This is a genomic window from Desulfobulbaceae bacterium, from assembly GCA_013792005.1.
Lineage (GTDB): Bacteria > Desulfobacterota > Desulfobulbia > Desulfobulbales > VMSU01 > VMSU01.
In genome coordinates this window covers 15,527-31,357 of sequence record VMSU01000225.1, presented here as the reverse complement: position 1 = coordinate 31,357, position 15,831 = coordinate 15,527, and the positions used below count along the sequence as shown (strand labels likewise).

Sequence of the window (15,831 nt, the reverse complement as noted above, 5' to 3'; positions counted from 1 at the left end):
CAACCCCTGACTAGGGAATTCTCATGCTTGAAAAAATCATTGCCGCTTCCATCCGCAACAAATTCATGGTGGTCCTCATCACAGTGTTCGTCATCATCGGCGGCATCTACGCACTAAAGAATACCCCGCTTGATGCCATTCCCGACCTCTCCGATGTTCAGGTCATCATCTTCACGGAGTTTCCGGGACAGGCCCCCCAGGTGGTTGAAGATCAAGTCACCTACCCACTGACCAGCCAGATGCTGGCTGTGCCCTTTGCCAAAGTAGTCCGCGGCTACTCTTTTTTTGGCTACAGTTTCGTCTATATCATCTTCGAAGACGGCACCGATATGTACTGGGCCCGCTCCCGAGTCCTCGAATACCTCAACTACGCCTCGAAAAGGCTGCCGGCCGGAGTGACGCCATCTCTGGGGCCTGATGCCACCGGGGTTGGCTGGGTCTATGAATATGTATTGGAGAGCAAAAATCACACCTTACAAGAGTTGCGCTCCTTGCAGGACTGGTATCTTCGTTACGCCTTGACCTCCGTTAACGGTGTCGCCGAAGTAGCCAGCATCGGCGGCTACGTCAAGCAGTACCAAGTCGCTATCGACCCCAATAAGCTATTGGCCTACAACATCCCCATTTTCAAAATAAAACAGGCTATCCAGCGCAGCAATAACGATGTCGGTGGTCGTCTGGTCGAGCAGGCCGAGACAGAGTTCATGGTTCGGGGTATGGGCTACATTAAATCGGTGGAGGATTTGGAAAAGGTCGTCCTCGGCACCGACGCCAAGGGGACGCCAATCCTGATTCGTGATATTGCGGAGGTGCGAATCGGCCCAGAACTACGCCGGGGCCTTACGGATCTCGACGGGCAAGGGGAAGCGGTCGGCGGGATCGTCGTCATGCGCTTTGGGGAGAACGCCTTAAAAACCATCGAAAACGTCAAGAAAAAGTTGGAGGAACTCCAAGCAGGACTCCCTGAAGGAGTGACCATCAAAGCTGTTTATGACCGTTCCGGGCTTATCGAACGGGCGGTGGACAACTTGAAAGAAAAACTTATCGAAGAGAGCATTGTCGTCGCTATCGTGACCGCCCTTTTCCTCTTTCATATACCCAGCGCTTTGGTGGCGATCTTTACCCTGCCGGTGGCAATCCTTATCGCGTTCATCATCATGGGCTGGCAGGGAGTCAACGCCAACATCATGAGCCTGGGCGGTATTGCCATCGCCATCGGCGCGATGATTGATGCCGCCATCATCATGATTGAGAATGCCCATAAGCACCTAGAACGCTACAGTGGCAAAAAGCCGCACTGGGACATCATCATGGGGGCGGCCCAAGAAGTCGGGCCAGCCCTGTTCTACAGTTTGCTGGTGATCACCGTCTCCTTTTTTCCCGTTTTCACCTTAGGTGAACAGTCGGGTAGGCTTTTCAAGCCGCTGGCCTTTACCAAGACCTATGCCATGGGTGCGGCGGCACTCCTCTCTATCACCATCGTTCCGGTCCTCATGGGCTGGTTCATCCGTGGCAAGATTCCGAGAGAAGATGCCAATCCACTCAACCGTCTTATGATCCGCATCTACCACCCGATTGTCGATGTCGTCCTCAAGTGGCGTGTGGTCGTTCTGGTTATCTCCGTGTTGCTGATAACCTCCATTTTCTACCCAATATCGAAGATGGGCTCAGAATTCATGCCCCCGCTGTATGAAGGGGATCTACTCTATATGCCGACAACCTTGCCGGGGGTCTCTATTTCCCAGGCAAAGACTCTTCTGCAGCAGACCGATCGGATCATTTCGCAGTTCCCCGAAGTTCATCATGTCTTTGGCAAGGTTGGCCGAGCTGAAACCGCAACGGATCCTGCCCCTCTGTCAATGCTTGAAACGACCATCATGCTCAAGCCGGAGGAAGAGTGGCGTAAGGTTCCGGCACATCGCTTTTATTCCGGCTGGCCCGGCTGGAGTGATTGGGCCAAAAAGCCCCTGCGCCGCATCTTGCCCGAAGAAAAGTATATTTCCGTTGACCAGCTTATCGATGAACTTAACTCTGCTATCCAGTTTCCCGGTTTGACCAATGCCTGGACCATGCCGATCAAGACCCGCATCGACATGCTCTCCACCGGCATTAAGACCCCTGTTGGCATCAAGGTGATGGGGAACGACCTGACCATCTTGAGCCAGATCGGCGAAGAGATTGAGGCAGTGATTCGCACCATCCCAGGAACCTTGAGCGCTTATTCCGAACGGGTGGTCGGTGGCAATTACCTCGATTACGTCATAAACCGGGAAGAGGCTGCACGTTATGGGCTCAATGTGGGCGATGTCCAAGACGTTATCCAGACAGCCATTGGCGGCATGAACGTAGCCCAAACTGTCGAGGGATTGGAGCGCTACCCGATTAACGTCCGCTATTTACGAGATTTCCGTAACGACCTGGAGTCCTTACGCCGGGTACTCATCCCGACTCCGACCGGGGCTCATATCCCCATCACCCAAGTAGCCGAGATCAAAATTCGCAAAGGCCCGCCCGGCATCAAGAGCGAGAATGCCCGGCGCACCGCCTGGATCTACGTCGACATCAAAGGAATCGACGTAGGCACTTACGTGAAGAACGCCCAGAAGATCATCAAAGAAAAGATTCAATTGCCCACGGGCTACAACATCGTCTGGAGCGGGCAATTCGAGTACATGGAAGCAGCTAAAGCCAAGCTTATGGTGGTCATCCCACTGACCCTGCTGGTTATCTTCGTGATTATCTACATGAACACCAAATCCCTGGTGAAGACCTTCATCGTCTTGCTGGCAGTCCCCTTCTCCCTGGTCGGGGCCTTCTGGTTGATCTATCTGTTGGATTATAACATCTCCGTAGCCGTGATTGTAGGCCTTATCGCCCTAGCCGGTCTTGATGCCGAGACCGGTGTCGTCATGCTCCTGTATCTGGATCTGGCCTTTGAACAGTGGAAGAAAAACCAACGGATGAATACCCGTGGCGACTTAGTGCAAGCCATTCATCACGGGGCAGTTAAACGCATCCGGCCCAAGATGATGACCATCTCCGTCATCATTGCCGGTCTGTTGCCAATCATGTGGAGCCATGGCGCCGGGGCGGATGTCATGAAACGTATCGCCGCCCCCATGGTCGGCGGAGTTGTGACCTCGGGGGTCATGGAGCTCTTAGTCTACCCGGTTATCTATTTCATCTGGAGGCAGATCGGCTTGAACAAGAGCCATGAACCCACATCCCAAGGAGAGATCGATGAAGCGGAGCACTACGCGGATACTTCAAGCGTCTAGCTGAGATCGCTTACGAACACGGCTGAAGCACCTTGGCGCAAGTGAAATTAACGTCTGGAACTCACACCTCTTACTCAAAGCAAGGAGAAGATCATGTCCTCAAAAAGAAGAACCCTCTACCTGGTATTAATCGTATTTGCTGTTCTCTTCGTCCCGCTGTTAGCCATCGCTCATGACACGGAGTGGCCAGGTGACAAGCTTAAAACTCTGGCTCCTGCCGCCGAATCTTTCGAGCAACGCAACCTTTACGTCTCGGATCTCCAGCGTCAGCACTTAGAGACGGCTCTGGGCACAACCCTACCGGAGGAAGATCTGAAACCATCCATCTACTTTTCAATCATCAAGAAAACACCAGACGGACCATCGCAACGTACCGAGGTCATCCTATTCATCGATGCCATGGGCCAACAAGGCAAAATCGAAACCGGGGTCGTTATCACCAGCAAAGGCCGGTTGGCCCGAATCCACCTCTTTGAAAACCAGGAATCGCCACTTTTAACCAGCAATGACTTCTTGGCACAATTCAACGGCAAAGGCTCGGCCGACCCATTTGTGGTAGGTCAGGACATCAAGGCCCCGGCCGGGCAGGAAGAAAGTGCCCAAGCAATCGCTGCCGGGGCCCGAAGAGGCCTGCTGCTGGTGGAAGAACTTTTTAAAAAACGATAGAGGAGAAAGATCATGTTGCATAAGACCTTGTCATTTTTCATACTCCTGATCATGGGCTTGACCCAGGTTGCCTTTGCCGGAGGCGACCAACCAGAGCCTTCCCAAGGGCAAAGCTTTCGGATCGGTGCCAACCACCTACAAATCAGTGTCCAACCAGAACATTTTAGTTCCGGGGTTACTCCGGAAATTATCGTAACGGTCACCAACCATCAAACCGGTGCCGCTGTGCTTAACGCCGACATTCTGGTTCAATTTGCCCTTGTCGCCTCGCATGATATGGCAAATATGGCGCCGGCGCCAACCACAACTTCCATCCCTCACAACATGGCTGACATGTCAAACCAGGTCGTCGCAACTCCGCCAACTGAGGAAGAAGGAGGGCTTGATTTCGGAGAGCCGCCCCCGGTTGATGAGTCAATCGATCTTAGCGGCTTCAAACCCCTGGCTTCCCGCCAACAGGCCGGAAGTTTCAGTATATCGTATCCGATTTCCAAACCTGGTGGCTATACCCTGACCTTGGCTGTCCGGGCTCTGAGCGGCACCACCTATCCAGCCCCAATATTGACGGACACCACCATTGATTACCAGCCCCCATCGCTGGCGTATTTTTACCGGACCCTGTTCAGCATGGGGCTGGTTCTACTCACTCTGATCGTCGCGATTCTTATCCTGGCGATGCGTGAAGGAACAACCGAAATTGGCGCTAGAACCAATCTCCTGGATATCCCCTGGATCAAAAAATTCGTGCGATCATCCTGGTATCAGCCTCTTTTTCAAATCCCGACGTTAATCGTCTTTGCAATTATCATCTATATTGGTTTGGTCGATGTCCAGAAAGGCGATCAAAATATCGCAACCCTGCTGACCTGGACGATATGGTGGGCTGGCATCATCTTCACCTTTGTCCTGGTCGGCAGGGTCTGGTGCATGATGTGCCCATTCGGAGCTGCCCAGGACTGGCTGGGCAGGAGATTTAGCTTAGGGCGGAGTTTTCCACGACCATTGAGGAATATCTGGCTATCGACCATACTCTTTTTGGCCCTCACCTGGTGGGACTCATACAGCGGCATCGTCAACAACCCGGCCATGACCGCCTGGCTGATGATTATCTTTCTGGTGACCAGCATTGTCACTGCCTTGGTCTATAAAGACAGGTCTTTCTGCCGCTATATCTGCCCGCTTGGCGGCTTGATCGGACTTTATTCCATGGTCAGCCCAGTGGAACTGAGAAGCCGCGCCCTCGAGGTCTGTCGAAAAGATACCGAGAAGGGCTGTATCCATGGCACCGATCACAGTCATGGTTGTCCCATGTTTGAAACACCGATGACTTTGGCCCGCAACAACTATTGCAATTTCTGCGGCGAATGCGTCAAGGGGTGCGGCCATAACAACATCGTCCTGCGTTTCCGTGCTTTTGGCAGTGACCTTTGGGGATCGACTAGGGGCCATATGGACGAGGCGTACCTGGCCATGGTCCTGGTGGGGCTCACCATCTTGGTAACAGCAGAGATGATCGCTCCTTGGCAGTTGTGGATTGACGCAATAATCAAGGCTCTGCCCCTAGCTGATTTTGGGGTAGTCAGTCATGCGGGCCAGGAAAAATTCGTCTTCACCCTGCTCTTTGGAATTGGCGCCCTGATGGTTCCAGCCTTGCTGCTTTTTTTGATCAGCGCACTCGTCAAAAAAATCGTGGGCACTGACCATAATCTGACGATAAAGGAGATCTTTATCCGCTTTGCCTATATGCTCATTCCAGTGGGTCTCTCCATGCATCTTGCTCATAATGTCACCCACTTACTCCGCGAAGGGGTCGAGGTCGTCCCGGCCCTGCAGGGGACCGTTCAACGCCTCTCAGGTTCTCCGTCAAACAATGAGCTCTGGCAGGTAGCACCTTTGATGGGCCTGGAGTCTCTTTTTTGGTTACAGATGGTCACCATTATCCTCCTCAATGGCCTTTCCCTTTATGCCGGTTACAGAATCGCCAAAACTCACTTCGGCGACAAAGCCTGGCGGGCCTTTGTGCCCATGGCATTACTGGCGGTTGGTTTCATGTTGATCAACGTCTTTATCCTTGGTCAACCTATGGCTTTACGCCATAATCATTAACAGGAGAACCCATGAAGAATCTATTTTTGTTTTGTGTCACCATTGTTACTCTGTTATTTTCTGTCGGTGTATCCTCGGCGTTAGATCTTGATTTCGGCCAGACTGTCATCCAGGTTCCTGACACGCACGACTCAACACCATATCTCTGGCAAGTCAGAAAAAACCCCTCAAATTATCAGGCCAAGATTACCAGCGTCCCGGACAAAAATGCTTATCTGCTTAAATTCAGCCCGCAACCCGCTCAAGGCGCGGGGGGGGTGGACCTTTTCCTCACGGACAAGCACTTAAAGAGCTTCATTCATCCGACTCTGCAACAACAAGACGATGGCGGCTATCTGTTCAGCGCCCCCTTGCAGGATAGAGAAACATACCAGGCCGAGATCATCTTCAAAGACGGGTCGGGGTGGGTAAATCTAAGCCAGAAGTTCACCGCAACGGTTTCTGGAGCGTTGAACGATAAAGAGGATGGCGGGCAAGCTGGGTACGAGGTGCAAATTAAGCAGTTCCCTGACAAAGCCTATGCCACGCATACTGTCACCTTTGTCTTTGAGGTGCGCAAAGACGGTAAAATTGTGGAAGACCTGGAACCAGTCAACGGCGCCAAGATCCGGGTTGCTGCCTGGCGACAGGGGTCATGGTTTAGTTCGGCCGGCGATTTTATTTATGCAGATTCACAAGGCAACGAAAGCAACTCTGAGGCGGCGGTAAGTTTGGTATTTGGCGAATCAGGCAAACACCGTGTTTTTGCCGAATACCGTCACCAGGGCGTTACCAGATGGATAAGTAAGGAGATTGATTATGTGTTGCTGGAACCCACCCAATAACCAACGTGCCACCCAATAAATAGGGCGAGAAGATGGGGTTGCTCGCTATTCAACAGGTTGATTGCCTGTCGTAGATGTTGGGAGGTGTTCAATTCCAAACGCCTCTTCAAAATGGGGTTTATCTTCAAAGTAATCCAATGCCAAAGCAACTTTTGATCCTTTACCTCTGTCTGTACTTGTCTATGATCGGCTACGGCCTTTCGTTGCCAGTGCTCCCTTACTTTCTACAGGAACTTATTAAATATCGTGGCTTTACACCTTCTGAAATATCTCTGCATGTTGGTTCGGTTACCGCAATATTTGCTCTCATGCAGATGATATTTGCTCCATTATGGGGAAGAGTGTCAGATAGCACCGGAAGACGCAAGCCGATACTATTACTTGGATTGACGGGTTACGCGATCTCAATGGCCTTGGCCGGCATCAGTGAAAATATTGGTATGTTGTATGGCGCCCGCATGCTTAATGGCGTTTTTTCAGCAGCTGTGCTGCCAATGGCCAGTGCCTATATTGTCGATATTTCACCGGAAAAATTCCGTGCCAGAGGGCTGGCTTGGCATGGGACAGCAGTGGGCCTCGGGGTTGTGTCCGGTCCGGCCTTGGGGGCGCTTCTCAGTGCAATGGTCAGAAGGCATCCATTCCACCTTGGCGGCAGATTTCAATGACTTTTCCGCCCCCTTCCTCCTCGCTTCGATACTGGCCGTATTTCCCGTGATCATTGCTGGCATCTGGTTACCGGAGTCCTCTTCCGGCAAAAAAGAGTCTTCCGTTGTCAACGCAGGGATGAAAACAGCAATAGGAAATGAAACATACATAAAAAATTCTATAGTGGCCTATTTGCTTTTATCGTTCGTCAGTCAATTTGCCTTATCTTTGTTCGAAGCGACCTTTGTTCTTCATGCCCAGACCCTTATGAATTTTCATGCGGCGCAATTAGGCTCCGTGTTTATGGTGTGCGGCTTTGTGATGGCCGTTGCCCAGGGAACGACCGTTGCCGGATTTATTGAAAGATTCGGTGCTAACAAAATATTGCCGTTCGGCTTTCTCTTTATGGGGGTGCCATGGCTACGCTAATGGTCGTTCGCTCAATGAACGCAATTCTATTTTACGTCGCTATTCTTGCCTTGGGGATGGCCATCGTTATACCAAGCATAACGATTTTAATAACTCATCTCTCCAAAGACCGCCTCGGAAAAGCCCTTGGGCTGCTTACGGGGGCTAACAGTGCCGGCCAAACGCTTGGACCTTTGATTGGAAGTATGCTGTTCGTTTATAATATCCACCTGCCGTATCTGTTGGCAGCTGGGGTCTTAATTTGCGTCGCTTCGCACGGTTTTTTGGAAAATTGCCACCCACGAAAATAAAGCTTCATTTTCTAGTACCGAGCCGTTCGGCCTGCTCATGTGAAACTAGCACACTTCGCGGGCCTCTTTCGCGCATCTGAGGCGCTGCAGAACAGTTACAGAACTGGGTTACGGCTCCTTTCTCGGTGGGAGCTGGATAGTTACTTTACATCTTCACCTTGCAGTATTGTCCAATGTTTATCGTATATTTGAGGAAACAGTACAGCTATACCATCTAACTCACTTTTCAGCGGGAGGTAACATCATGACGAGCAACAATTCTTGGGCGGATTTTCTAAAAGCTCTTTCAGGTCCTCGGCTCGCTTTTCTGGCATTTATTGCGGCTGGAGGATACTTCCTCTGGACGGAACATCAGGCTCACCTACTGGGCGCCTTACCGTACTTGATTTTACTTCTTTGCCCTTTGATGCATCTTTTCATGCATCGTGGCCATGGTGATCACCAAAAAGATAATGAAACTCATAATCATGACAATCACTGAAAAAGGAGGATAAAATTATGAACGAGACAGTCCCTGCATACGGGTTATGGCCCTTGGTCATAATAAATTCAGCCATCTTCATTCTCTTTGCCTACAGTTTCATAAAACCGAAAACAAAACTCGACTGGCGTTCGCTGGGAGCTTTTTCCGCCTTTATCGTCGCCCTCTTTGCCGAGATGTACGGTTTTCCGTTAACCATCTATTTCCTGTCCGGCTGGTTGCAGGCCAATTTCCCGCAATCCGACATTCTAGCCCATGGTAGCGGGCACCTTTGGTATACCATATTCGGCTTCAAGGGAGACCCACACACCAACCCCATTCATCTGTTGAGCAATGTTCTCATCTTCGCGGGATTTTATCTTACCTACCGGGCCTGGATAGTGCTACACGCAGCACAACAAGCAGGAGAACTTGCCATCACCGGGCCATATAGCTTAGTTCGTCATCCGCAATATGACGGATTTATTCTGGTCATGGTTGGTTTTCTTGTTATGTGGCCAACTCTTCTGACCCTGGCAATGTTCCCAGTATTGGTGATTGTCTACGTTCGTCTTGCAAAGCAGGAAGAAAAACTGGTCCGGCAGGAATTTGGCAGCGTGTATGACGATTACGCCAAAAAAGTGCCGTCCTTTCTTCCGAGTTGGAAAAAATGAGGACACAATAAGAGAGAGCGTGTGACACGAACAAAAAGAGGCAGTTAATATGGTCAACCAATGATCTCGTTAATGAAAAAACAAAACATCAAAAAGATTTCGGTAATCACTCTGTTGGTGATTGGTATCACTACTCTTCATTATCAGACTGATCATCTGAAAATTTTAAATCACATTTTTTTCCGGGAACTCTACTTTTTGCCGATAATCCTTGCTGGGTTTTGGTTCGGTATTTACGGAGGTATAGGCGCATCCCTTTTCGTCACTTTTCTGTACCTGCCCTTTGTCCTCTCTCTACCGGAAGTAATTACCGGGCATAACTTTGGAAATCTCGTTGAAATTGTCCTTTTCAATATATTCGGCCTAGTCTTTGGCCTTCTTAGGGATCGGCAAACAAGACAACAGCAAAGACTACTGGAAGCGGAAAGTCTTGCTGCCATGGGAAGAGCTGTCTCCTGCATCGCCCATGACATGAAGACACCGTTGCTGGCTATTGGGGGTTTTGTGCAGCAGGTCCGGTGTAAAGTGGCCGATGATAAACTTGCCAAGAAACTGGACATTGCCTTTGGACAGGTTCAACGGCTTGAAATGTTGATCGGAGACATGCTGGCCTTTGCTAAGCCGTTACACTTACAGCGTCAACAAGGCATGATTAATTCTCTCATCGAAGAAGTCGTGATGGTTTCCGGGGAAAAGGCATCACGACATGCAGTTACAATAATGACTAAACTGCAGCAGGACCTGCCGGTCATCAAATATGATCAACACCGGCTGCAGCAGGCATTGCAAAATCTTCTAAATAACGCACTGGAGGCCAGTCCTAACGGAAGTGAGGTGATCATCCGTAGTAAACGCCAAGGCGATGGTATCAGCATAGAGATTGCTGACATGGGTGAAGGAATACCAACAAAACAGCAAAGCGATATATTCACTCCTTTCGTGACGACGAAAAAGGAAGGTACTGGCTTGGGCCTTTCAATCGTTAAAAAAGTCATTGAAGCCCATAATGGTTCAATTGATGTGACCGAAAACAGTGAAAAAGGGGTTACCTTTCGGATTACTATCCCATTGACGTATGGGTAAGAAGTAAGTGAAAAGGAAAAAAGCAAAACTATCAACAAATGCCCAAAAATGGCTGAGAGTATTCCATCTCTATCTCGCCTGTATCTGGGGTGGTGGGGCATCCAGCTTATTTGCTATCCATTGCCTGTATACACCGGAGTCCGGGCTTGAACTGTATGCCCGCAACGTAGCTCTTTTGTACGTTGACAATTACATTCTCATGCCTTCTGCCATAGGCTGTCTCTTGAGCGGACTTTTTTACTGTCATCTGAGCAACTGGGGCTATATGAAACACTATTGGATTCTCGGAAAATTGTTCGCCAATATCGTCTTTCTCCTTGTCGGTTTTTTCTGGTTTATCCCCTGGTTTGACCGCATGGTAAAGTATTCCTTGACGATGGACCGGTATGTAGCAATCGATCCCGGTTATGCCGCAGCCATGCAAATCCATATGGCAATGGCAGCGACTCAAGCACTGCTAGTTTTTGTGCTCGTAGTCATCTCAGTTTTTAAGCCCTGGGGCAGAACCGGAGCATAAAGGCTGAATCTGGCGTCCTGAAATATTTCATTCGCTCCAGATAGCGCAGAAGTTGGCGAAAACAATAATGACAAAATAGAGGTTAATGTATGGAAGAAAGAGTATTGCGAAGAAATCATCGATATTTAGGTATCACTCTGGTTTTTTTTCTGTTCATCCAGGGTGGAAGCGGCCTGCTGATATCTGTCAATGAGCTATTCAACCCGCCATCTACAATAGATTCACAGGAAATGCAGGATCATTCCCATGGAAATCCACCAGACCGTCCTGATGTGTCGACAGAAAACAAACTCAGTAAGCAGGAACATGGCCGTCATGGCTTTCTTGGCCGCTTTCATCATAGTAAAGCTGCGGCATGGAGTCTTTACCGTATTATAATCGGGTCTGGTCTCATGGCGATGCTTTTCTCCGGCACCACTATTTTTATTAAAACACAGTCCCGCTCAAGAAAGATCATACCGAAATGATACAATAAATACAGGAGGCAAGTTGGCCACAGCGATGATCATCAATGGCGCTAACCTCAGCACCACCTTTCTTCCTGCGATCCCGGGAGGGGGGATCTTCCGCTTTTATGTAAACAACAAGATAAATGTCGCATCCTCCTCTCACTGATACGGCATCCTAGTGCCGCCCAGCATGGATTGGACTCCTTATCTCAGCTTCCATTCAACAGAGAGGCACTTACAGATATCGCTCACAGAGGTCATTTATGAAAATAAATCTAATTAACCAACCCGCTGTTCCGTTTGAACTTCAAGATGCTACAGGCCAACTGCACCAGCTTTCAGATTACACAGGTTTCTGGCTACTTATGGTCTTTCACCGCCATCTTGGTTGACTGCCCTGCCGGGGGCATCTCTCGCAGTTGCGGGATCGAAAAAATGAGCTTTCGACAAAAAATATCAAGGTGGTCGTAGTAACTTTTGAGGCCAGTTCTCTGGCTCGGCGATATATGGAGGAAACTCGCCTCGATTGGCCGCTGATTGTTGACACGAATCGGGATATTTACCGGGCCTACGGCATGCTTGACGCAAGCTTTTGGGATATTTGGGGGCCAAGTACCTGGTTGGCCTATTTAAAAGAAATTTTACGCGGGCAACTGCCTAAAAGACCGTCGAACGATATCCGGCAACGGGGCGGTGATGTGTTGATTGATCCGAAAGGCTTTGTGCGGCTTCACCATATCGGCACCGGGCCAGCTGACAGGCCTAAGGTTGATGCTATTCTCCAGGCCATTTGTTGATTTCTTTTAGTCAAACTTTACAAGGCACTTTTGTGCCTTGATTTCAAGGAAACCCTTTTGATAGGGCGAAGATATTGACAAATGGATAAAAATTGTCTGTTTAAATCATACATGTGTGATTGTTGAAGCCTTGTCTTGAGTTTCATCAGCAATGGCGAAGAAGATGTCTTATTTTTTTAGACAGGCCATCAACAGGAATTCAAGATTTTCCTGAACTGACGATGTCTTTTATGATACGCCGAATCCCAGCAGCGTCAATTCCAGAAGATTAGCAAAATGACATCTTCAGCGGGCAGGTTCCTTAACCGGGTTTTACGTTCCATTGCTCCCTAAACCCCATACATGCCAATCGGATCAATAAAAAAATAGGTGTCCAGCTTTACCCATCGGAATCCGGATTAACCAAAGCACGATTAGGTGCAAAGGGTAATAGGCATAAAAGACCCATTTAAGCCGAGGCACACGAAAATCAACAGTGATGGACGTAAGTGCAATCGGCACGGCTGCTAATGCCCACATGTTTTGGTTGATGAACCACAATGATGATAAAGCTGTTAGAGCAAGAGCCAGAGGTATCCAGCCAGGGCGCTTACAATACCACCAAGTTGTCACACCTAAAGCCAGGGCTGGCCACCAAAATTCAACAGATGAACCACTGATCAAAAATATGACGGCTGCAGTCACGTAGCCGCCTGTTGTGTGTTGCTCTACCAAAAATAAAACAACTGTCAAAGAGAGTAGTGTGAAAATGATGTTTAGGGGCCACCAGCCATCTTTGACCCCGCCCAAAACAATAAATATCGGCGTCGCTAGGACACCAAACAATATAAGGCGTTTTATTGTGCGTGGATAGGCTCCACGATCCAAAGCACCAGGTCGAGCTAAATTATATGCCAAAACAAAAATAAAGAGCGGCATGACGATCCGGCCAGTATCAAAGAGCAAAGCCTTGGTGCCATTGAACAGGTATTTATCTACATGATCCCCTGTCATGAGCAGCAAGGCAAGCCATTTCAAGGCTTCTAGGGTGCCATCAGGGATGATCAAGCGCGGCCAGGTTGGTTTGCTGTTCGACATTTGGTTTTTTTACTGGAGCTTTGGATTTTGTCGCGTCGTAGGTTGGCATCCGGGCAGTCAACCAATCAGCCCATTTGATGGCCTTAAGGATCAGATCAGCGCGGTACACCGTGTTGTAGCGGTATGTTCGGGAGTGATAATTTGCTACTCGTGTCCAGATGTCGCCCTGGTCGTTTTTGATGTGTTTGCGAAGCCGCCAGGCTGCCAGGTCAAACGAGTAGCAACCTGCGGCCGCTACATCGTTCGGTGTGATTCCGTATTGTTCCAAATCTTTTAGATATGCTGTGTTAAACTGCATCGAGCCAACATCATAAGTACCGTTGGCATTTCGCACCCATTGGCCCGGTGTGCCTGCTTCCTTTTCCGCTATTGCCAGTATGATATTCGCCGGAACCTCATACTTTGCAGATGCGGAAATAGAGCACTCAACACGCTCTTGGAGCTGGGGCGGAAGATCAACAAAGAACATAAATTTTAATGATTCAAGAATTGGAAGGGATTCGTCGGTGCTGCTTCTGCATCTTCCTCCGCAATGCGGGCGTTATATGTAGCTAGGGCTACTTCATATTCTTTAGCTGTAACCCAATGCCCACCCCGTTCTGGTGTACCAATATATGATGGTGTCAGGTCTCCAAGATTTACATATTCATGGCCGATATAGGCGGCACAGTAAGGAGTCAATTGGTTACTAATTGGGCCTAATCCCAAAATATTCATTCTTGAGCGATTGAGCGATGCGACATCACATCGACCGGCACCATTTGCAAGTGCATTGACAAATCCTGGGATTTGGTTACTTGTTGGACAAAGATTTAAGAAATTTATGCGACCTTGTATCGTATCACTCCAGTATTTATAAGAAATGCCAAAATACCTATTCAGTGATGGAACGCATTCGGTCGGGTGTGTGCCAGACGCAAGACAAAGCAAAGCTTCGCACGCGAGACGAGTGTCACCCGTTAGCACGTCTTCGGCATTAACCGGAATGGACACGGTGACCGTTGATACCGCTAAAAAGCCAGTTGTGAGAATGATTTTTAGCTTTTTCATAAGTTATCCTTTTTACGGTTAAGAGGATTTATCCCGGAAGGCCGCTACTTCTGATTCAGGGTCTACCGTGGTGTCATTATTGTTGCTCGCTTCAATCATGCTTGCAATCTGACCGCCTATCGTATTTGTACGAACCTTTTGGGCAGCAACATTCCAAGTGCCTTTTGCAAGGTTCTTGGTTGCTCCGGCCATAACTCTTCCTGCCTTTTGAGTAGCAGCCATAACCCCGCCGCTTAAACTTCCGTCTGAATCACCCATGCCGATTGATGAGCTTGCACTCGAAGTACTCCCACCACTTGAGCTTCCACCTGAATCGCCCATTGCCGATGCCAGGGAGCTACCACCGCCGGTATCTCCTGATCCGCCACCACCCATAGCGGCCAGCAAGTCACCACCGCCACTACCGCCACCGCTTTCGGAAGCATTGGCAGAGGAAAAGGCGGCCATGATAGCCTGACTTCCACCCGCTATATTTGCCGCACCTGCTGCCGCTGCCGCGCCTGCTGTTGCAATTGCTGCCCCTGCTGCCATAACGGCACCTGCGCCCATACCACTTCCCAACGAGTGCGCTGTGTGGGCACCTGCAAGTCCACCGAGCAACGGCGGTACTTTGTTGACAAGCATAAGTAAAACTAACGCAACAATTAGCATCACCCCCAATTCTTTCAGGCTTAAGCCTGCAGACATAGCTTGATAGTACTGATCAACAAATGACTGACCAATTCCGACTAGCAAAACCATCGTGTAAAGTTGCACAGCAATACCTAGTACGGTTTTAAAATAGCCTATGGCCATTTCCGAGGTCCACTTTGATCCACCAAAGCCAAGAAAGAAAATACCGGCATAAGCCAAAATCCATCCGCTAATCAAAAGTACCAGCATATTTACACTGATTAAAGCCATTACAATGAGGATTGCCAAACTTATAATAATACCAACAGTGCTATCAACAGGGGACCAGACCGTAGATTGATCTAGCATCGTAAAAAAAATGTGAAAGCCAATGTCAACAATTCCTGAAGGCGTCAGCCCTGGCCCAACACCAGAGGCATTACCTGCGATCGTACGCATAGAATTAATAATGTCTATGGCGAAATTTGGTCCATTAATTAACAACCACCAGAAAAAGCCCGTAAAGATCGTAAAGCGAAGAAATTCCGCGAAAAATTCACCAATATCCGCCTTCCGCAAGGCTATCATGCCGAATGTCCATACCATGCTGATCATAGCTAATACCCAAAACAACCATGTCGCCCGTGCCGCAATTACTGCTGACCAAGTATTGGCGGCAAGTCTATAGCGATCCAAGACGGTTTCCATGATATCTTGATTGCTAATGGCGGCATAAGCATTGTCAGCGTAAAGCACCAACAAGAGAAAAAATAAAATGCCTATACTTTTAAAAATAGGAGCCGTTTTCATATTAGTAACTTTTTAAAGAACTGGGTTGGAATGTACCTTTACGGGCCTGAGTAGCTGCCGCATC

Annotated in this window: 17 protein-coding genes; 13 read left to right on the top strand and 4 right to left on the bottom strand. The window is 49.1% G+C overall.

Annotated elements, in window-relative coordinates:
- Positions 1–23: 23 nt before the first annotated feature.
- From FP815_14490 to FP815_14430, 13 genes are all read left to right on the top strand, one after another.
- On the top strand, positions 24–3,278 hold the full coding sequence (locus tag FP815_14490; protein ID MBA3016136.1) for an efflux RND transporter permease subunit: 3,255 nt from the start codon (positions 24–26) through the stop codon (positions 3,276–3,278).
- 93 nt (positions 3,279–3,371) lie between these two features.
- Positions 3,372–3,944, top strand: coding sequence for a hypothetical protein (locus FP815_14485; GenBank protein MBA3016135.1), 573 nt, complete (start codon positions 3,372–3,374; stop codon positions 3,942–3,944).
- A gap of 12 nt (positions 3,945–3,956) precedes the next feature.
- A complete protein-coding gene (locus tag FP815_14480) occupies positions 3,957–6,050 on the top strand; it encodes a 4Fe-4S binding protein (GenBank protein MBA3016134.1) in 2,094 nt (697 codons plus the stop codon).
- Positions 6,051–6,061: 11 nt separating this feature from the next.
- Positions 6,062–6,874, top strand: coding sequence for a hypothetical protein (locus tag FP815_14475; protein MBA3016133.1), 813 nt, complete (start codon positions 6,062–6,064; stop codon positions 6,872–6,874).
- A gap of 74 nt (positions 6,875–6,948) precedes the next feature.
- On the top strand, positions 6,949–7,539 hold the full coding sequence (locus FP815_14470; GenBank protein ID MBA3016132.1) for a TCR/Tet family MFS transporter: 591 nt from the start codon (positions 6,949–6,951) through the stop codon (positions 7,537–7,539).
- Positions 7,490–7,948, top strand: a complete 459-nt coding sequence (locus FP815_14465) for an MFS transporter (GenBank protein ID MBA3016131.1) — start codon at positions 7,490–7,492, stop codon at positions 7,946–7,948. The genes FP815_14470 and FP815_14465 overlap by 50 nt, the downstream gene beginning before the upstream one ends.
- Complete coding sequence (locus tag FP815_14460) at positions 7,936–8,238, top strand: MFS transporter (protein ID MBA3016130.1); 303 nt, start codon at positions 7,936–7,938, stop codon at positions 8,236–8,238. Before FP815_14465 ends, FP815_14460 begins: the two co-directional genes overlap by 13 nt.
- 244 nt (positions 8,239–8,482) lie before the next feature.
- Positions 8,483–8,719 carry a DUF2933 domain-containing protein gene (locus FP815_14455; protein ID MBA3016129.1) on the top strand — a complete coding sequence of 79 codons (237 nt, stop codon included), beginning with the start codon at positions 8,483–8,485 and terminating at the stop codon, positions 8,717–8,719.
- A 17-nt stretch (positions 8,720–8,736) separates the two neighbouring features.
- On the top strand, positions 8,737–9,372 hold the full coding sequence (locus FP815_14450) for an isoprenylcysteine carboxylmethyltransferase family protein (GenBank protein MBA3016128.1): 636 nt from the start codon (positions 8,737–8,739) through the stop codon (positions 9,370–9,372).
- Positions 9,373–9,432: 60 nt separating this feature from the next.
- A complete protein-coding gene (locus FP815_14445) occupies positions 9,433–10,455 on the top strand; it encodes a GHKL domain-containing protein (protein MBA3016127.1) in 1,023 nt (340 codons plus the stop codon).
- A 7-nt stretch (positions 10,456–10,462) separates the two neighbouring features.
- Positions 10,463–10,972: a hypothetical protein gene (locus tag FP815_14440; GenBank protein MBA3016126.1), complete on the top strand. Its 510-nt coding sequence runs from the start codon at positions 10,463–10,465 to the stop codon at positions 10,970–10,972.
- 89 nt (positions 10,973–11,061) lie between these two features.
- Entirely contained in the window at positions 11,062–11,439 is a 378-nt protein-coding gene (locus FP815_14435) for a hypothetical protein (protein MBA3016125.1), read from the top strand.
- A 374-nt stretch (positions 11,440–11,813) separates the two neighbouring features.
- Entirely contained in the window at positions 11,814–12,218 is a 405-nt protein-coding gene (locus FP815_14430) for a redoxin domain-containing protein (GenBank protein MBA3016124.1), read from the top strand.
- A gap of 354 nt (positions 12,219–12,572) precedes the next feature.
- On the opposite strand, the gene FP815_14425 is transcribed toward FP815_14430, so the two are convergent.
- Genes FP815_14425 through trbL form a run of 4 tightly spaced genes read right to left on the bottom strand, consistent with a single transcriptional unit; the run spans position 12,573 to position 15,767 of the window.
- Entirely contained in the window at positions 12,573–13,295 is a 723-nt protein-coding gene (locus tag FP815_14425) for a conjugal transfer protein TraX (GenBank protein ID MBA3016123.1), read from the bottom strand.
- Entirely contained in the window at positions 13,252–13,764 is a 513-nt protein-coding gene (locus FP815_14420; GenBank protein ID MBA3016122.1) for a conjugal transfer protein TrbN, read from the bottom strand. The genes FP815_14425 and FP815_14420 overlap by 44 nt, the downstream gene beginning before the upstream one ends.
- A gap of 5 nt (positions 13,765–13,769) precedes the next feature.
- The gene (locus FP815_14415; protein MBA3016121.1) at positions 13,770–14,345 is read right to left on the bottom strand and encodes a conjugal transfer protein TrbM; all 576 of its coding nucleotides are present in this window, start codon (positions 14,343–14,345) and stop codon (positions 13,770–13,772) included.
- Between the two features lie 18 nt (positions 14,346–14,363).
- Positions 14,364–15,767 (bottom strand): P-type conjugative transfer protein TrbL, encoded by a 1,404-nt coding sequence (gene trbL / locus FP815_14410; GenBank protein MBA3016120.1) that lies wholly within the window; start codon positions 15,765–15,767, stop codon positions 14,364–14,366.
- Between the last annotated feature and the right edge of the window lie 64 nt (positions 15,768–15,831).

Excerpts from the sequence above, each read along its gene's own strand:
- FP815_14490 (MBA3016136.1), top strand. The coding sequence starts at position 24 with ATGCTTGAAAAAATCATTGCCGCTTCCATCCGCAACAAATTCATGGTG.
- FP815_14485 (MBA3016135.1), top strand. The coding sequence starts at position 3,372 with ATGTCCTCAAAAAGAAGAACCCTCTACCTGGTATTAATCGTATTTGCT.
- FP815_14480 (MBA3016134.1), top strand. The coding sequence starts at position 3,957 with ATGTTGCATAAGACCTTGTCATTTTTCATACTCCTGATCATGGGCTTG.
- FP815_14475 (MBA3016133.1), top strand. The coding sequence starts at position 6,062 with ATGAAGAATCTATTTTTGTTTTGTGTCACCATTGTTACTCTGTTATTT.
- FP815_14470 (MBA3016132.1), top strand. The coding sequence starts at position 6,949 with ATGTTGGGAGGTGTTCAATTCCAAACGCCTCTTCAAAATGGGGTTTAT.
- FP815_14460 (MBA3016130.1), top strand. The coding sequence starts at position 7,936 with ATGGCTACGCTAATGGTCGTTCGCTCAATGAACGCAATTCTATTTTAC.
- FP815_14455 (MBA3016129.1), top strand. The coding sequence starts at position 8,483 with ATGACGAGCAACAATTCTTGGGCGGATTTTCTAAAAGCTCTTTCAGGT.
- FP815_14450 (MBA3016128.1), top strand. The coding sequence starts at position 8,737 with ATGAACGAGACAGTCCCTGCATACGGGTTATGGCCCTTGGTCATAATA.
- FP815_14445 (MBA3016127.1), top strand. The coding sequence starts at position 9,433 with ATGATCTCGTTAATGAAAAAACAAAACATCAAAAAGATTTCGGTAATC.
- FP815_14435 (MBA3016125.1), top strand. The coding sequence starts at position 11,062 with ATGGAAGAAAGAGTATTGCGAAGAAATCATCGATATTTAGGTATCACT.
- FP815_14425 (MBA3016123.1), bottom strand. The coding sequence starts at position 13,295 with ATGTCGAACAGCAAACCAACCTGGCCGCGCTTGATCATCCCTGATGGC.
- FP815_14420 (MBA3016122.1), bottom strand. The coding sequence starts at position 13,764 with ATGTTCTTTGTTGATCTTCCGCCCCAGCTCCAAGAGCGTGTTGAGTGC.
- FP815_14415 (MBA3016121.1), bottom strand. The coding sequence starts at position 14,345 with ATGAAAAAGCTAAAAATCATTCTCACAACTGGCTTTTTAGCGGTATCA.
- trbL (MBA3016120.1), bottom strand. The coding sequence starts at position 15,767 with ATGAAAACGGCTCCTATTTTTAAAAGTATAGGCATTTTATTTTTTCTC.